This window comes from Geodermatophilus sp. URMC 63 (genome assembly GCF_053502565.1).
The window spans coordinates 251060-266186 of sequence record NZ_CP199956.1 but is presented as its reverse complement, the minus strand read 5'-3'; the positions used below and the strand labels follow the sequence as shown (position 1 = coordinate 266186).

Annotated in this window: 8 protein-coding genes; 3 read left to right on the top strand and 5 right to left on the bottom strand. The window is 67.0% G+C overall.

The features are described from left to right. Positions 1–38 precede the first annotated feature (38 nt). A complete protein-coding gene (locus ACWIZO_RS01250; RefSeq protein ID WP_448638242.1) occupies positions 39–854 on the bottom strand; it encodes a transposase family protein in 816 nt (271 codons plus the stop codon). A gap of 119 nt (positions 855–973) precedes the next feature. Here ACWIZO_RS01250 and ACWIZO_RS01245 point away from each other — a divergent pair, with 119 nt between their 5' ends. Then, positions 974–2245: a tyrosine-type recombinase/integrase gene (locus ACWIZO_RS01245; RefSeq protein WP_448640756.1), complete on the top strand. Its 1272-nt coding sequence runs from the start codon at positions 974–976 to the stop codon at positions 2243–2245. 470 nt (positions 2246–2715) lie between these two features. Here ACWIZO_RS01245 and ACWIZO_RS01240 read toward each other — a convergent pair whose 3' ends face one another. The 4 genes from ACWIZO_RS01240 to ACWIZO_RS01225 form a co-directional block, all read right to left on the bottom strand. Beyond that, the gene (locus ACWIZO_RS01240; RefSeq protein ID WP_448640755.1) at positions 2716–3876 is read right to left on the bottom strand and encodes a GTPase family protein; all 1161 of its coding nucleotides are present in this window, start codon (positions 3874–3876) and stop codon (positions 2716–2718) included. A gap of 134 nt (positions 3877–4010) precedes the next feature. Continuing rightward, positions 4011–4136 (bottom strand): hypothetical protein, encoded by a 126-nt coding sequence (locus tag ACWIZO_RS01235; RefSeq protein ID WP_448640754.1) that lies wholly within the window; start codon positions 4134–4136, stop codon positions 4011–4013. 201 nt (positions 4137–4337) lie between these two features. Beyond that, positions 4338–4919: a hypothetical protein gene (locus tag ACWIZO_RS01230; protein ID WP_448640753.1), complete on the bottom strand. Its 582-nt coding sequence runs from the start codon at positions 4917–4919 to the stop codon at positions 4338–4340. A gap of 1079 nt (positions 4920–5998) precedes the next feature. Then, positions 5999–6526: a transposase gene (locus ACWIZO_RS01225; RefSeq protein WP_448640752.1), complete on the bottom strand. Its 528-nt coding sequence runs from the start codon at positions 6524–6526 to the stop codon at positions 5999–6001. A gap of 137 nt (positions 6527–6663) precedes the next feature. On the opposite strand from ACWIZO_RS01225, the gene ACWIZO_RS01220 reads away from it, so the two are divergent. Further along, complete coding sequence (locus ACWIZO_RS01220; RefSeq protein ID WP_448640751.1) at positions 6664–9747, top strand: hypothetical protein; 3084 nt, start codon at positions 6664–6666, stop codon at positions 9745–9747. Then, positions 9744–15104, top strand: a complete 5361-nt coding sequence (locus ACWIZO_RS01215) for a DEAD/DEAH box helicase (protein WP_448640750.1) — start codon at positions 9744–9746, stop codon at positions 15102–15104. The genes ACWIZO_RS01220 and ACWIZO_RS01215 overlap by 4 nt, the downstream gene beginning before the upstream one ends. Positions 15105–15127 lie beyond the last annotated feature (23 nt).

Here is a 15127-nt window from a genome sequence, read left to right as displayed (position 1 = left end):
TGATGGGCGGTCGAGCTGGCGCGCCCACTGAGGCTTTCTCACCTGGTTCCGCGGTCGAGTGAGATGAGCACCAATGCGGCGGCGACAATGGCGCCGATGCGGTGCGGGCTGACGGTGACCCGGTCGAGGGCGCGCCAGCGGCCGAGCAGGGCATGGCCTCGTTCGGCGGGTGCGCGTAGTGCGGTGATCAGCCGGTTGTAGCAGCGGTTGTCGGTGTGCAGCGGCCCGTCGGGGTGGTGCTTGATCGGGACGTGCACTCCGATGCCGGCACCGGTGTAGCCCTTGTCGGCCAGCACCGGCAGCCCGCGGGCGGCGTGCGGGTACAGCGCCGGCAGGACCAGCTCGCGGGCGGCGGTCAGATCATGGGTCGAGCCGGGCCGGACGTCAGAGACCCACAGCGGAAAGCCACCGGGGTCGCAGAGGACCTGCACGCTGCCGCCGAAGGCGTGGTGCTTGCCGGAGTACCACAGGTGATGGCCACGCTCGGCGCGGGCGGCCACCCGGTCGGTCGGGATCAGCGTGCCGTCCAGGCAGAGGAAGGGCAGCCCGACAGTTCGGGCCTCGGCGAGCACGGCCTGGAGGTCGGGCGAGTGTCCGGCGATCACGTCGAGGCCTTCGTGCAGGTAGCGGTAGGCGGTGGCGACGCTCAGGCCCGCGTCACCGGCGAGGGTGCGCACGTCTAGGCGGTGGCGCAGCCAGCGCAGCACGAGGGCGACGTGGGTGTGCACCGTGCCGGCCCGCTGCGCCGGTCGAGTTCCGGGGCGGCGACGGTGGCGGGCGATCCACCCGGTGACGGCCTGGAGGATCGGCGCGGACACGTCCAAGTGGGCATGGCGGCTGGCACGATGAGACACAGCGGGCTCCCGGGGAAGAGGAGAACCTTTGGCGAGACGATCTTCGCCCCGAGAGTCCGCGCCCTCTTCCTGAGACCCGGCCGCCACGAGCGACGACACAAGTCAAGCCGTCAAAGCTGGTGAGAAAACCTCACTACCGCACGCCCGACGGCAAGCAGCGGAACAAGACCTTTGCCCGCAAGGGCGACGCCGAGCGGTTCCTGACCACGGTGGAGTCGGCGAAGCTGACCGGGTCCTTCGCCGATCCGTCGCTGGCTCGGCTCACCGTCGGGGAGTGGGCGGCCCGCTGGCTGGCCGACCAGACCCACCTCAAGCCGTCGACCCGGGAACGCTACGCCGGCATCCTGCGCGAGCACATCGAGCCGCAGTGGGGGAGGGTGCGGCTGGGCGACGTCTCCCACGCCGACGTCCAGTCCTGGGTGGCCCGGCTCGCGGCCGACCGCTCGCCGGCGACCGTGCGCAAGGTGCACCGGGTCCTGTCCCTGGTCCTGGCGCTGGCGGTCAAGGACGGCCGGCTGGCCCGCAACGCCGCCGCCGGCGTCGGCCTGCCCCGGGTGACCCGGCAGGAGCGGCAGTACCTGACCCACACCGAGGTCGAGCGGCTCGCCGAGGCCTGCGCCGCTCCGCCGGGGGAGCCGGTGAGCAAGCACCGACGGCTCGCCGAGCGCCGGCACGACGACCACCGGCTGATCGTGCTGTTCCTCGCCTACACCGGCGTGCGCTTCGGCGAGCTGGCCGCCCTCCGCGTCGGTCGGCTGGACCTCCGCCGCCGCCGGGCCCTCATCGCCGAGTCGGTCACCCTGGTCGGCTCCCGCCAGGTGTTCGGCACCCCGAAGAGCCACGAGCGCCGCGAGGTGCCCATCCCGCCGTTCCTCGTCGAGGAGCTCGCCGCCCACGTCGCCGGCCGGGTCCCGGACGAGCTGGTGTTCCCGGGGGCCAGGTCGGGCGGCCCGCTGCGGGCCCCGGTCTTCCGCCGGGCCGGCTTCACCGCCGCGGCGGCCGCCATCGGCCGGCCCGGCCTGCACCCCCACGAGCTGCGGCACACCGCGGCGTCGCTGGCGATCGCGTCGGGCGCCGACGTCAAAGTCGTCCAGCAGATGCTCGGGCACGCCTCCGCGGCGATGACGCTGGACCAGTACGGGCATCTGTTCGGCGACCGCTTGGACGAGGTGGCCGAGGCGATGGCGGCCGCGCGCGCCGCTGCTGTTGCCCGAGTGTTGCCCGAGGCCGAGGTCATCGACCTGGACGACGCCCGGCGGAGCGGCGGATCCCCGCTCCGAGCAGGCCTTTCACAAAGTGCCCCCGGCAGGATTCGAACCTGCGCACCCGCCTCCGGAGGCCGATTCAGACGGTTCTCCGACCTGCGGCTAGGTCGGCTATTGCGGCTCTGAGCTGCAGCGATGCAGTTGACGATAGTTGGGCGTCGACGGCTTCCTAGGGGAGTTCTGCGGACTCCTTGCGGACTCCTTGCGGACTCCTCGGCCAGCGCATCCGCCCTCCACCCGGCTAACGTGCCGCCTGCAGTCAGTCGCTGGGAGGGCGCTTCGCGTCCCTTCGGGATGGGCCTACGGCCCACCCTTCCCCCGCCCTGCGTCAGCCGGAGGGACGCCGGTTGTAGGGAAGCAGGCAGAGGTGTGGAGGCGCCCAATCGTCGCGACTCAGGACGCGGCCACTGACGCGTTCATACGCACAGTTGGTCTCGGTGTCCGGCGGCCCCTCGACGGGGCTGTCACCTCAGCGGAGCCGCTGTCCCCAAAGGCGGCTTACGGGACACGTCAAGCCAGGCTCAACGAGGTCGCCAACGCCGTCGGCGGAGCTACGCGTTGCCAACGCCGTTCCAGAGGGTCAGCCTGCGAGAAATTCACGCCTTAGCAACTGACGCCTTGGCGGCCGCCTTGAAGCTCAGGAGGAACAATTGCTTGATCTCATCCGAGCCCACCAGGGCTTCGATCACCTCGGCACTCTTGTCGTGCAGGAACTCGCAGACCACAATCCGGGCTTGACCAACGGCTGTAGTGAAGGCGGCTGCCACTCCCGCCTGCACAGTGGCGACCGCAATATTTACACCTGGCACGAACTTGAGGAGTGTCCGGACAGCGCTCTTTGCAACCGCCGAAACCCCCTGTGCAAGGAAGGCCGTAGCGGCCAGTGATCCGATTGTTCCCATGCTGACGGGCAGGCCGTAGATGGCCGAGATGCCGGCAATCATTCCGCTCTGGATGGGGACGATGGCCGCGGCGTCAGCGAGGGGGATTGGCGTCGCGGCAACTGCCCCAGCGGTGGCAGCGGCTCCCAAGATCACCGTTCGCGCGAACGTGCGCTTCCGCTCTAAGTCAATCTGCTGGGACGCCGTCAAGGCAGCCCGCGCCGCCTCCGGCACGATCAGAAAGGTGGCATCAAGCAGCTCTTGGAGGCCGTGCGCCGGCCACCCCATGAAGCCGTCTGCCACCGCGTTCGTGAACAGCACACGACCGGCTGGCGCAATGCCCAGGCCGCGGGCCTCAATATCGTCCGCAAGCGCCTGGGCGTCGCTGTGAATCTCCCCGGCCGGGTTCCTCGGCACCTGGGTCAGGACAAGGATGACGGGCAGTCCCATGGCCCGCAGGGCTCGCACGAACTCCGCCTGGCCATCCTCGAAGCGGCGGTCAGACCAGCGCAGGCAGTACCACACCGCGTGGATGTGCTCGCTGACGGGCAGCTGCCGCTTCTCCTCGACGTGCTCCTGCAGTCGGGACAGGATGGTGTCGCCGTCTTGACCAGTCTCAAAACCCTCAGAATCATACAGGCCGAGCGGCTTACCGGGCACATGAAAATAGTCCAGACCTCGGGTGACCGGACGCCCCACACCCGTCTTGGCGAGGGCGTCGCCGAACATGGCATTGACCAAAGTGCTTTTGCCGGTGCCCGTCTTGCCAACAAGCAACAGGTTCATGCGACCCAGTCGACGCAGGGCGTCCCGCGTCTGATCACTGACTTGCGACGCAAAGTCGGTGTAGTCGGCGTCCTCTTGGTGAGCAGTCACCGTTTGCCTCCAGCATGTCCGTATGTCCGCGCCTTAGGTGGGCGCCATCGCCAAGCCGCCGCGCATCACCGCGGCCCTCCACCCATCTATCGGCCAACGCGCGCGTTGTTTGAGTCGGCGACTCGGTGCACGGCCTAATGACACGCCAGCAGCGACATCGCCCAGCGGCGATCCTTCAGCCCCATGCCGTCGTGGTGCGCCCACAACACGAGGCCGCGGTCCGGTCGGTCGCCCATGTCGCCGACCATCCGCGCGGCCACGGGCAGTAGGCCGGAGGAGGCTGGTAGATGACGGCGCTCAACCGGTTGACCCACCGCGCCAGGTCCTGGCCGACCGCGACCACGTCCACTACCGGCACTGCTACTCCCCCAGAGTGGGCCCCTTACGGACACCGCCGCCGGCTCGGCCTGAGGGCGGCTCCGGGGACAGGCCTGAAGCCAAGCGATGAGCGCTCAGGTGGCCTATCCCAGCCACTCTGGCGGCTCCGACTGCCAGGGATGCGAGGGCGGCAGGCCGACCCGCTCGATCTGCATGAACTTGCGCACGAATTCCGGCAGTAAGACTGGGACCTTGGGACCTGGCAGGCCCAGCAGATCCCAGCGATCCTCATAGGGTCCCCACACGGTGTCATCCACCCGGGCACGACTGAGCGGTGTATTGCGCGTTCCTGGCGCTGCGTCAGGGCTAGTCATCCAGTTCATGTGGACAGCCCATGTCGCCGCCGCGACATGGTCGCGCGGCACGACGAAGCAGCGCGCCGGCTTGGGCGGGGTTGGGAGAAGGACGAAGGTGAACCATTCGTGCGGGGAGCGGGCTGACTGTTGTGCCTTGTCGTTAATCTGCCAACTGGTCCGAGCGCCGACTTGCGTGGCCGTCTTGACCTGGATTTCGACGGTCGGCCGATCGGGCAGGTGCGTGCCCACGGCGAGGATGTCTGTCCGAGCAATCCCGTCGCGCGTTAATGCGGGCGCCCAGCCGTGGCGTGCCAGTGCGGCGCAAGCAGTGTGCTCTCCCGCCGTCTTGACCATCTTGGTGTCGATCACCACATCAGCCCCTTCCACGTGTGAATACTCGCCTAGCGCTCGCGAAGGGCCGTGTGTTGCCATCGGGGCGACGCGCGGCTTTCGAGGGACCACCGCCGGATCCTCTCCGTCGCCGTCCCTCCGCGCCAGCGAGGTGGCTGGACCCTATGAACAGCGGCCGCTCGACGATGTGTCCGGAAGTGGGCCGCTCACGAGACAGGACGGTTGCCGGATCGCTGCACCTAGTTGGCGCAAACCATAATTGTGCGCTTCGAGATTCGTGTCCGCCCAGTGATTATTTCGGTTCCAATATCGGTGACGACGGTGACCGCAGTCGGTACCCCTGACAGGCACGGGGCGCCGTCCTGGCCGTCGATGCCATCGCGTCCATCCGCACCCGCCATCCCGTCTTCACCATCACGACCGTTGGAGCCACGAGGTCCTGCAGGTCCGGGTGGACCTGGTGGGCCTTGTGGCCCCGGCGGCCCGGGTGCAGCTGCTTGTACCTCGACAGCCTCCAGGCGGTCCTGCACAGCGTATGCCGTCACGACGAGGACGCTGACAACGGCAAGCAGGAGGGCGTTGATGAACAGCGACGCAACCAGCATCTTCCTCATCGGCCAGTCTCCGTGCACCACATATCGCTGGTCCGGTCAAGCCTGACACGGAAGGTTCTGGCGAGTGCCGGAGAGGCGAGAAGGGCCATCGCAGTATTGCGGTCACGACACTGGCAAGAGACGGTCACCTGCAAACGGTCGCCCAATTCGCGGCGTCGAGGTGCAACACCGGCGCAGGTCGTCACTCACATGGGCGATCCGCGAGACTTCTTGGCATGGCAACCGCGGTCCACCAGATGCACATGATGACCGCGACCAGACCAACCAGGACGAAGACAGCGATCAAGCACCAACGGACTGGGCTACGCCACGACAGCCGCTGCATGCCTCGGAGGCTAGGGGTGACGAGTCAAAGCCGCCCGGTCCACAAGGGCGCTGTCACCCCGTCGGCGGAGAGCCCTTCAGGTGTCTCTGACACGAGGATCCCGGTTCGTAGGCAGGCGTCAGTTCCACGGCCGAGCCGCGGTGAGTGAGGGCGTCGGGTCAGGCGGCGGCGTGTGGCTGGATGGTGACGTCGAAGCCGAGCTTCTCGATCTCGCGGGTGAGGCGTCGGGCGTGGGCTTCGGGATCGGCGCGGCGGGTGATGTAGTCGACTCCGAGCTCGGCGTAGGGCTTGTGCTCGGCGAGGACGTGCCAGGCGATCACCAGCATCGTGTGCGCGACGGCGAAGATCGCTTTGGTCTCGCCCCGGCTGCCGAGGCGCCGCCGGAAGCGCTGGTACTGGGCGCCTAGGTAGGTGCTGCGGGTGCGCGTCGCGGCCCAAGCAGCCTCCACCATCGCGGTGCGCAATGCGGTGTCGCCCTTGCGGGCGCGTCCGGAGGGTCGTTTGCCGGCCGACTCGTGGTTGCCCGGGCACAGCCGGGCCCAGGACGCCAGGTGCGCCGCGCTTGGAAAGCGGGTCATGTCCGGGCCGGCCTCGGCGAGGATCACCCACGCCGTGCGCCGGCCGAGGCCGGGAATGGTGCCGAGCAGCTCAACCGCCCTGGAGAAAGGGGCGACCTCGGCCTCCACCTGGGCGTCGAGCCGCTCGACGGCCGCGGTGCGGACCTTGAGGAGGACCGTCGACTCCCGTCTCCGCCGCGGTTACAGTCTGTCCCTCCAGGGTGACTCAAGATCATGATCATCTAACTTCCGCCGATGAAGGAGCCGTGAGCACCGCTACCCCTCTCGTCATGTGGAACCAGCATCTAGCGGCGGCGCTACTCGTCCCGGGGCGTCACGAGGAGCCGCTGTACTTCTATGTGGACGAGGACGTCCTTGCCGAGGCCAGTGGACTTCCCCGCGAGACGGCTCTTGCCGAGTTTCTCGCCGCGAGCCGACCGTTCACGTTCGCGGGACGCCCCTTTGGTTATGCCGTGCGACAGGCCAGGCGCTGGCGAGGCGAGGGTTGCCATGGCACGCCCCCGCACCTCTGGGCTTTGGCGCTGACCGTTCTTGCCGTGACCTCCGACCCAGTTGGGGATACGGACAGCGTTTATCGGGTGCAGAACCACCTGTTGGGCCGCCCGGTGGACACCACTCGTCCGCCCGGCTACGCAGAGGACGTCCCGCAGCTATGGACAATCTTCAACGAATGGCTGCAGGTGAAGGGGCGCGACTTCGGTCTGCCTACAGCGCGCTCTCACGACCGCTGGGTTCACCAGGGGTGGGCCCGTAGCCAAGCACTGTTCAGATTCCGCGACCGGCGGCTCATTGAGGCGTTCTTCGCTGCGACCGGGCTCCCTCCTGGATCGCGCCCGGCCCCTGCTCTTCTCCTTGATGCCTTCGAGCAATGGCTTCGCTATCGGGGGGCCGCAGGCGAGCAACTTCTCGCGAGGCTGGGCGGGGGCGTGGAGCGCGCCGTGGCTGAGGACGTGCTGGCCGAGGAAGCAGCCCGTTGGACGGGGTACACGAGGTCGCGTGGCGGCACAGCGTCTGTGTCGGGCTTGCTCACCCTGGACGACTGGACCGACACGCTCGCGGCGGTCGTCCGCGATGAGCGCCTTGTCGGGATCGAGGTGGATCCAGGAGACGGAAATCGGATCGTTGTTGATGAGGCGACCGGCTTCATCCCCCTGTCCGCATCAGCGACTGCACGTGAACTCGTAGAAGAAGGCTTGTCCCTAGAGGTCGCGCCAGGCTTGGCCGTCAGCCTCGATGCCGCACGAGCCTATGCGTTCGTTGATGAGCCGCCCCTGGGGTTACTACTGCAGGTCATCGGCCCGGTGACGGCTCTCGACTGTCGACTCTTGGTTCGGCTTGCGGACGTCGCGGATGTCGAGGCGGTGCTGTCGAGCGCAGGGACTCCCTTTGAGCGACGGTCAGCATCGATTGAAGGCTGGGCCTGGATATGGGTTTTGGGTCGCCTGCCGGCCTCTGCAACTCTTGCTCAGCTCGGCCTGGGCGGCCTGGCGCCGGCGCCGAGACCCGCCTCTCGCCTCAGGGGAGGCCTTCGCGTCGCCCCCAACACCTACTTGTGTGGCGGCGAACCAACGCTCGAGTTGCGCGCCCCGGGGCTCGTGGTTGTCGGCGGCACGGAGCATGTCGCTCGAGAGCTGGAGTTTCGGCTGTCGGACCTAGGTCTGGACCCCGGAACGCATACGATCACGTTCCCTGATGGGCAAACCGTGCGCTTCACGTCCGTCTCTGGCATGCGATCTCGAGCCGAAGGTGGCGCTTGCGGCTGGCCACTGGCAGTCGCTGGCGCCGGGCACCGTGTAAGTGGACCGTGTCGAACGAACTCGTCCGGCTTGTCGGGGGCGCGCGTACTACACGGTCGCGAGAGCCCGAACCCGCCCATGTTGCGTGCGGGTGCTGGCCTGGAGTATCTCGCGCTAGACGCGTCCGGCGCATTGATGCAATTTTGGCCTAGTCCTGCACGGTGGGTCGCCGAGGCGGCCATTGACCCGCTGCAGGTGGACGCTCTGCAAACTGTACGGAGCAGCATGCCGGCTCGCCCTCAAGTCTTTCTTTCGTGGAGCAAGCGGTCCGGTCGCATCGGCAGTACCGAGATCCCGCCCGACGTCGAGCTGTTGCCAGGCCTGATGCGCCGGCTGCAGCGTCCGGACTTGGTGGCTGAGATCTTCGGGCGCCCGTGGCAGTGGTACGGATCAGAGGCGCCCCGGCTCCAAGCCGAGTTACGGGCGCTCGCGATGACCTGGGCACGGAACCGGAAGGCCAGCGGGCCTGAAGGCATGACATTGGTCCCGCCGAGACGGCGGCGCGACATCCGTGATGGCTCGTTCCCCAATCCCTACGACGACATACTGTCTTGGCTTTCCGAGAGGGAGTCCGGCGGTGCGGGTCTCGATGCCTTCCGTGACACGTGGGCCTGGGCCTGCGATGCAGCTGGGCTCACCGAGATGAACTACCAGTGGCGGCGAGCTCTGGCCATCCTTGGCCGGCTGGGGCATGTGGAAGTGGATCAGAACCGCCGCCGAGTTGCCGTCGCACCTGCAACGCTGTTGCGATTGCCGGTCTCGAATGGACTCCACGTCTTGTGCGGGGCTCGTCCCATCACGCTGCTCGAGCGGATCGATGACCCGGATGATCCGGACGAGCGCGTGGCCGAGGCCAGCAGCGCTCTCATCGTCCATCGAAGAACACCGTTTCGCGATGATCAGCCCGCTGGTCCAACCGTTGTGCTCGTCGAGTGGGACTTGGCCTGCCGTGACGCCGTCGTTGACGGGCTACGCGTCCTAGGCGTGGAGGTCGAGACGAGCAGCGTGCTCTCGCTTCTGCCAACCCTTGATGAGGCGCTCGCGACGGCGACACAATTCACCGCCTCCCCCGCGCGCCAGAAACAAGTCCGGGCCTGGTCGCCGTACCAGCCTCCTGAGTGGCGAGACAGGACGACGGATGACCAGCCAGGTCTATACCGGTTTCGCCTGGGGTGGCGGGACGTGTTCGGCTTCCGCGCCGCACTGAACGAGCCTCTGATTGAGATCGACCGATACCTCGGCATCTGGGCCGACGAACGCGCCCGTGGCCGTGACCCCCGACTCCTGCACCACTCGACGAGCAGTCGGCTCCTGGTGGACGCAGACATGCCGCTCCCACCGCTGCTCGCGCGCGCACTCGCTCTCCGGACAGGCCTTCCTCCGTGGCTCGCCCGGGATGTCCGCGCAAACGAGCGTCCCAGCCCTACGAACTACCTCGTGTATGACAATGTCAACGCCGAGATCGCACAGCAGGCGGCCCGCACCATCGGCCAGAACCATGTCACCACAACAGCAGCTCTCGAGGTCCCATGACGCCCGAACTGACGACGGCCAGCCCACTGACGGTGGCGGGACTGCGCGACTATCTGCACGGGTCGTTCATGCGCTACTACAACACCGCGTACGAGCTGCGGTCTGGGGCTGTCACGCGCGAGCGTTCCGAGCTACTCAACCAACCGGGAAGCTTGTTCGCCGAGCCCTACATCGAACTCATGCCGAGCTATGCCTCGGCCACCGAGACTACGAGCGAACTCATGACCCGCCTTGGAGTCCCCGAGGCCACTGAGCTCGCCCGGGCAGGGTTGCTTCCATACGACCGACCCTATGCCCACCAAGCAGAGGCGCTCGAGCACGCGCTAACCGGCAGGGACGTCGTCATCGGCTCGGGCACGGGGTCAGGCAAGACCGAGGGCTTCCTCCTGCCGGTCCTCGCCCGACTTGTACGGGAGTCCCGCTCCTGGAATCCGACACGGCCAGCAGTCAACCCACCATGGTGGTCAGCGCGAGGTAGTTACACCCCTCAGCGCCCACGAGACGACGGTCGGCCCGCCGCCGTCCGGGCCCTGCTTCTGTATCCCATGAATGCATTGGTAGAGGATCAGCTGCTGCGGCTTCGGCGAGCGTTCGACTCGGCAGAGGCCCACGCCTGGCTCGACACCAACCGAGCAGGAGCGAGATTCTTCTTCGGCCGGTATACGGGCCGCACCCCAGTCCCGGGGACCCGTCAGGCCGCCAGCAACGACAGGATCAAGTACCTGGCTGAGCTGATGCAAGGTGCCGAGCGGAGCCATGCCCAGTTGCTCCGGAAGGTCACGGCCGGTGACGTCGATCCGGACCAACGCTACTTCCTGCCCTCGGTGGCGGGCGCCGAGATGCGGTCCAGGTGGGACATGCAGCACTCCCCACCGGACATCCTGGTGACCAACTACAGCATGCTCTCCATCGCACTCAGCCGAGAAGACGAGCAGCCGCTACTCGACGCCACGCGGGACTGGATCGCCGCCTCGGCCGACAACGTCTTCACTCTCGTAGTCGACGAACTGCACATGTATCGAGGCACCGCCGGGACCGAGGTCGCGTACCTGCTGCGGCGGCTCTTCCGCAGGCTCGGGCTAGACCGCTACCCGGAGCGGCTATCCATCGTGGCCACATCCGCCAGCATCGGGGACGACGCCGTGGGTCATGAGTTCCTCCGCGGCTTCTTTGCTCGCCCCGCCCGGACCCCGTTCTCCTTCGTCAGCGCCGCCCCCGAGTCGCCCGCTGGAGCGGACTCCTTGGGCTCCCTCGGACCGGCGCTGGTCGCGGGAACAGCGCGAGCCTCCGACGTTCCGACGGATGGAACTTTGCCCCGGCTTTTCACTCGTGCGCTCGCGGATGAGAACGGCCCACGCGCGAGATCCTTCGCGGATGTAGCGACACAGCTGCTGCCGGACGTCTCCCGGGGCGACGCGACCGCCGGCCTGGACCGGTTGGTGAGCCTGCTCGGAGAACTCGATGAGCCGTCTGCCCGACTGCGCGCCCACCTGTTCGTTAAGACACTACAAGGGCTCTGGGCCTGCACTGATCCGAAATGCGAAGCGTTAGACGAGCTGTACTGCGACGACCAGCGCCGGGTCGGGAAGCTCTACGACACTGCGCGCTTCACCTGCGAATGCGGGGCGCGCGTGCTCGAACTTCTGTACTGCGAGTCCTGCGGCGAGGTCATGCTCGGCGGCTACATCACCCGCAGCGGCGCACGCGAATTCCTGGTCTCGTCGCTGGGGAACCTTGACGAGCTGCCAGACGCCTCGATAACGGCCCGTACAGCAGCCAACTATCGCGTCTATTGGCCTACCTCGCGGCCGCAGGCTCTGGTCACGACCTGGAGCCGGCCAGGGACGCCCGCAACACCAACGGACGCCGCCTTCAGCTATGACATGAAGTGGCAGAGAGCGACACTGGCGCCCGGAACCGGGCTACTTCAAGTCGGACAACCAGCACCCACGGGCTTCTCGTTCCGCATCGACGCACCCCGCAGTCCCGACAGTCTCCGACGCATGCCCGGCCTTCCCACCCGGTGCCCGTCATGCGCTGCTGACGGCGAACGGCGCTGGCTCGGCCCCCCCGAGGACGCGAACCGCAGCCGTTCCCCCATCCGCACGCAAGGCATCGGTTTTGACCGTGCTAACCAGGTCCTGACCGGCGCATTGCGACGGCAGCTCGGTAAGCGCCCAGCCTCCAACCTCGTGGTGTTCAGTGACAGTCGACAGGGAGCCGCCCGCGTATCCGCCAACCTCGAACTCAATCACTACCAGGACGTGGTTCGTGCTCTCCTCCTGGAGGAGCTGGGGCGCCGATCCGGATCCAGCGCGCTCGTGCGGGCCTACCTGAGCGGCTCCGACCGCGGCCCTGAGGCCGCGTCGGCCTTCACCAGCTTTCAGATGTCGTTCCCGAACGCGGCCGTGGCCTACATGAAGAAGCAGACCGGCCTGCCACTGTCCGAGTCCGACCAGCAGGCCATTGCGGACGCCGAGGTGTCGCTGAGCGGTATCCCCACCCTCGACGACCTCGTCACGGCAGTGGAGCCTCGACTCCTCGGCCTTGGCATCAACCCAGCCGGGCCTCAGCCGAGCCTCCAGGCCGACCGTGACAGCCGGCCGTGGACCTCACTGTTCACATGGCCGTCCGGTGATGCCGCGGTCCAGGACCGAGGCGGCAACCTTGATCAGGCCCAGCGAGAACTCTTGGCCGACATTCGCAATGCGTTGCAAGTGCAGGTCATCCGAACCGTCTTTGCCGCCGGCGGCCGCGACGTGGAGAGCCTTGGCATCGCCCACGCGAGGCCCACAGCCCCCGTCAGCCTTCCCGGCTACGGGACCGATGTGGCCGTACAGGTCGTCAGCAGTGTCATGAGGATCATGGGTCGCCGGTGGCGCGTTCCGCCCGCCGGGGATGCACGCGATTCCTGGGCTCGACAAGCCAGGGAATACGCGGATGCCGTCGCCCGGATGCATCCCGGCCCTCTGGATGGTGCTGGGATCCTTGGACGACTGGAGTCTCCGCTGGGTGTAGGGCCAGGCAGCGGCTATCGCATCCTCGCCGCACACATCCGCGTGCAGCAAACCGGCGGGCAGCCGTGGCGCTGCCCAATCTGCAGCACGCGCCATCTGCACGCCAGCGCAGGGGTGTGTGTCAACTGCTATGGACCGCTCAATCGCGAACCAGAATCCATCGTGCCCGTGGACGACTACTACGCCTGGCTCGCAGGTGAGCCGGCAGGCGTTACGCGCATGCACTGCGAGGAACTCACAGGGCAGACAGATCCTCTTGCTTCGCAACGCCGCCAGGCGCGCTTTCAGGACGTATTTCTGGGCGACGGAGGTCAGCCACGAGTCGACGGCGTGGACGTCCTCTCGGTGACGACGACGATGGAGGCTGGTGTCGACATCGGCGCGCTTCGCGGCGTCGTCATGGCGAATATGCCGCCGCAGCGCTTCAACTACCAACAGCGAGTTGGTCGTGCGGGCCGGCGCACAGAGCACCTGGCGATCGCCCTAACCGTGTGCCGAGGGGCCCGAAGCCACGATGAGCATTACTTCGCCCACCCGGAGCAGATCACCGGGGATCCACCGCCCCAGCCCTTCCTTGACATGTCGGCAGGACGCATCGCACGTCGAGCGATCATCGCCGACGTGCTGACGTCCGCTTTCGAGGACGTTGGGAACAGCCACACAAGCTTCGATGGTGGACGGTCCGTCCACGGACAGTTCGGCAGCGTCGACCAGTGGCTCAATGACGCGGTGCTCCGAAGTCGCTTGACGGACTATCTCGGGGGGAAGGTCGAATCGATCCGCGCAACTGTGCAGAGCGTGCTACGAGAGACAGACCTGAACGACGTGGACGAGGACGGTCTAGTCGGATGGATCACGTCACAGTTGGCGTCCGAGGTCGACAGGACTGCCAACACAGCAACGGTGCCCGATCTCGCCGAGGCACTGGCTCGGGCGGGCCTCTTACCTATGTTCGGATTCCCCACGCAGGTCAAGGTGCTCTTCACTGAGGCGCCGCGAAGAGGGGTAGAGCCGTCAACACTTGATCGAGACTCCGGCATCGCGATCTCTGAGTTCGCACCAGGTTCCGAGGTGGTCAAGGACAAGGCCATTCATACGGCAGTCGGTGTTGTTGACTTCATGCAAACGGCTAGTGGTGGCTGGATCGACCGAGGCGATCCGTTGGGCACTCCCGTCGACGCTGGCCTTTGCCGCTCCTGCCTCGGACTGACCGAACTACCCGGCGATCGCTGTCCCACGTGCAGCGCGGAAGCCCCAGAGTTCAACCGCCTGCAACTTGTGGAGCCAACGGCCTACCGGACTTCGTACTCGCCCCGCGACTACGAGCAGCTAGGCGACCCGGCGAGTCGCGCTTCGCAACCCCGACTCGTCCTTCCGGAGACCGCGCCTAACCTCGTTCATAACGCGGAATTGCGGGCAGCCGCGAACGCGGAGGTCGTTGCGGTCAACGACAATCGTGGCGACGGATATACGTTCAGTTCTGCTACGCGCACCTGGGCCGGCGCGGCGAAGAACGTGAGCGGGCTTTTAGAGGACGCCTTCCTCAGCAACGGGCAGGCCGCGCAGAGGGCCAAAACGACGAACCTCCGCCGAGCTGGCACGCCTGGACCGCTTGTCGCGTTGGCCGCTCGCAGACGTACTGATGTTCTGGTTGTGGGCTTCCGGGAGCAGCCAGCCGATGTGGAGGCGAGCCCGCGGACTTCCACCGGTCGGGCGGCTTGGGCATCGTTGGGCTATGCGCTCCGCGACACAGCGGTGAAGTGGCTCGACATCGGTCCTGACGAACTCCAGGTAGGCGTTCACCCCCGCGTCGTCGGGGGACGCGTACATGGAGAGGCCTTCATCGGCGATACCCTTGAGAACGGGGCTGGCTACGCCACTCGGCTCGCCGAGACCGCCGAGGAGCTGTTGGCGAGAGCAGACGCGTACGCGCAAGACCTCCAGCAGCACGGCACAAGCACATGCGACAGCAGCTGCTATGCCTGCCTGCGCGACTACCGCAACAGCCACTGGCACAGTCTTCTCGACTGGCGGCTCGCAGGAGACATGCTGGGACTCCTGTTGGGCCGGCCCCTGACTCCAACGAACACCGAGGACCGAGACCGAAAACTGCTTGCCGCCTTCGCTGAGGACTTCTCGTTGAACCCCGTAGACGACCACTTGCCCGCCGTGCGAACGCCCCGCGGAAAGGTGCTGGGCCTACTTCATCCTCTCGAGGATGAGGTGAGTGCCTCCCGAGCGGCTAATTTTCATGCTCGGCATCCAGGAGCCATGGTGACCAGCGCGTTCCATCTCATCCGGCAGCCGGGCGTTGTGGCGGGCCGCCTCCTCAGCGGATAAGACAACGGTTGTCTGGCGCGGGC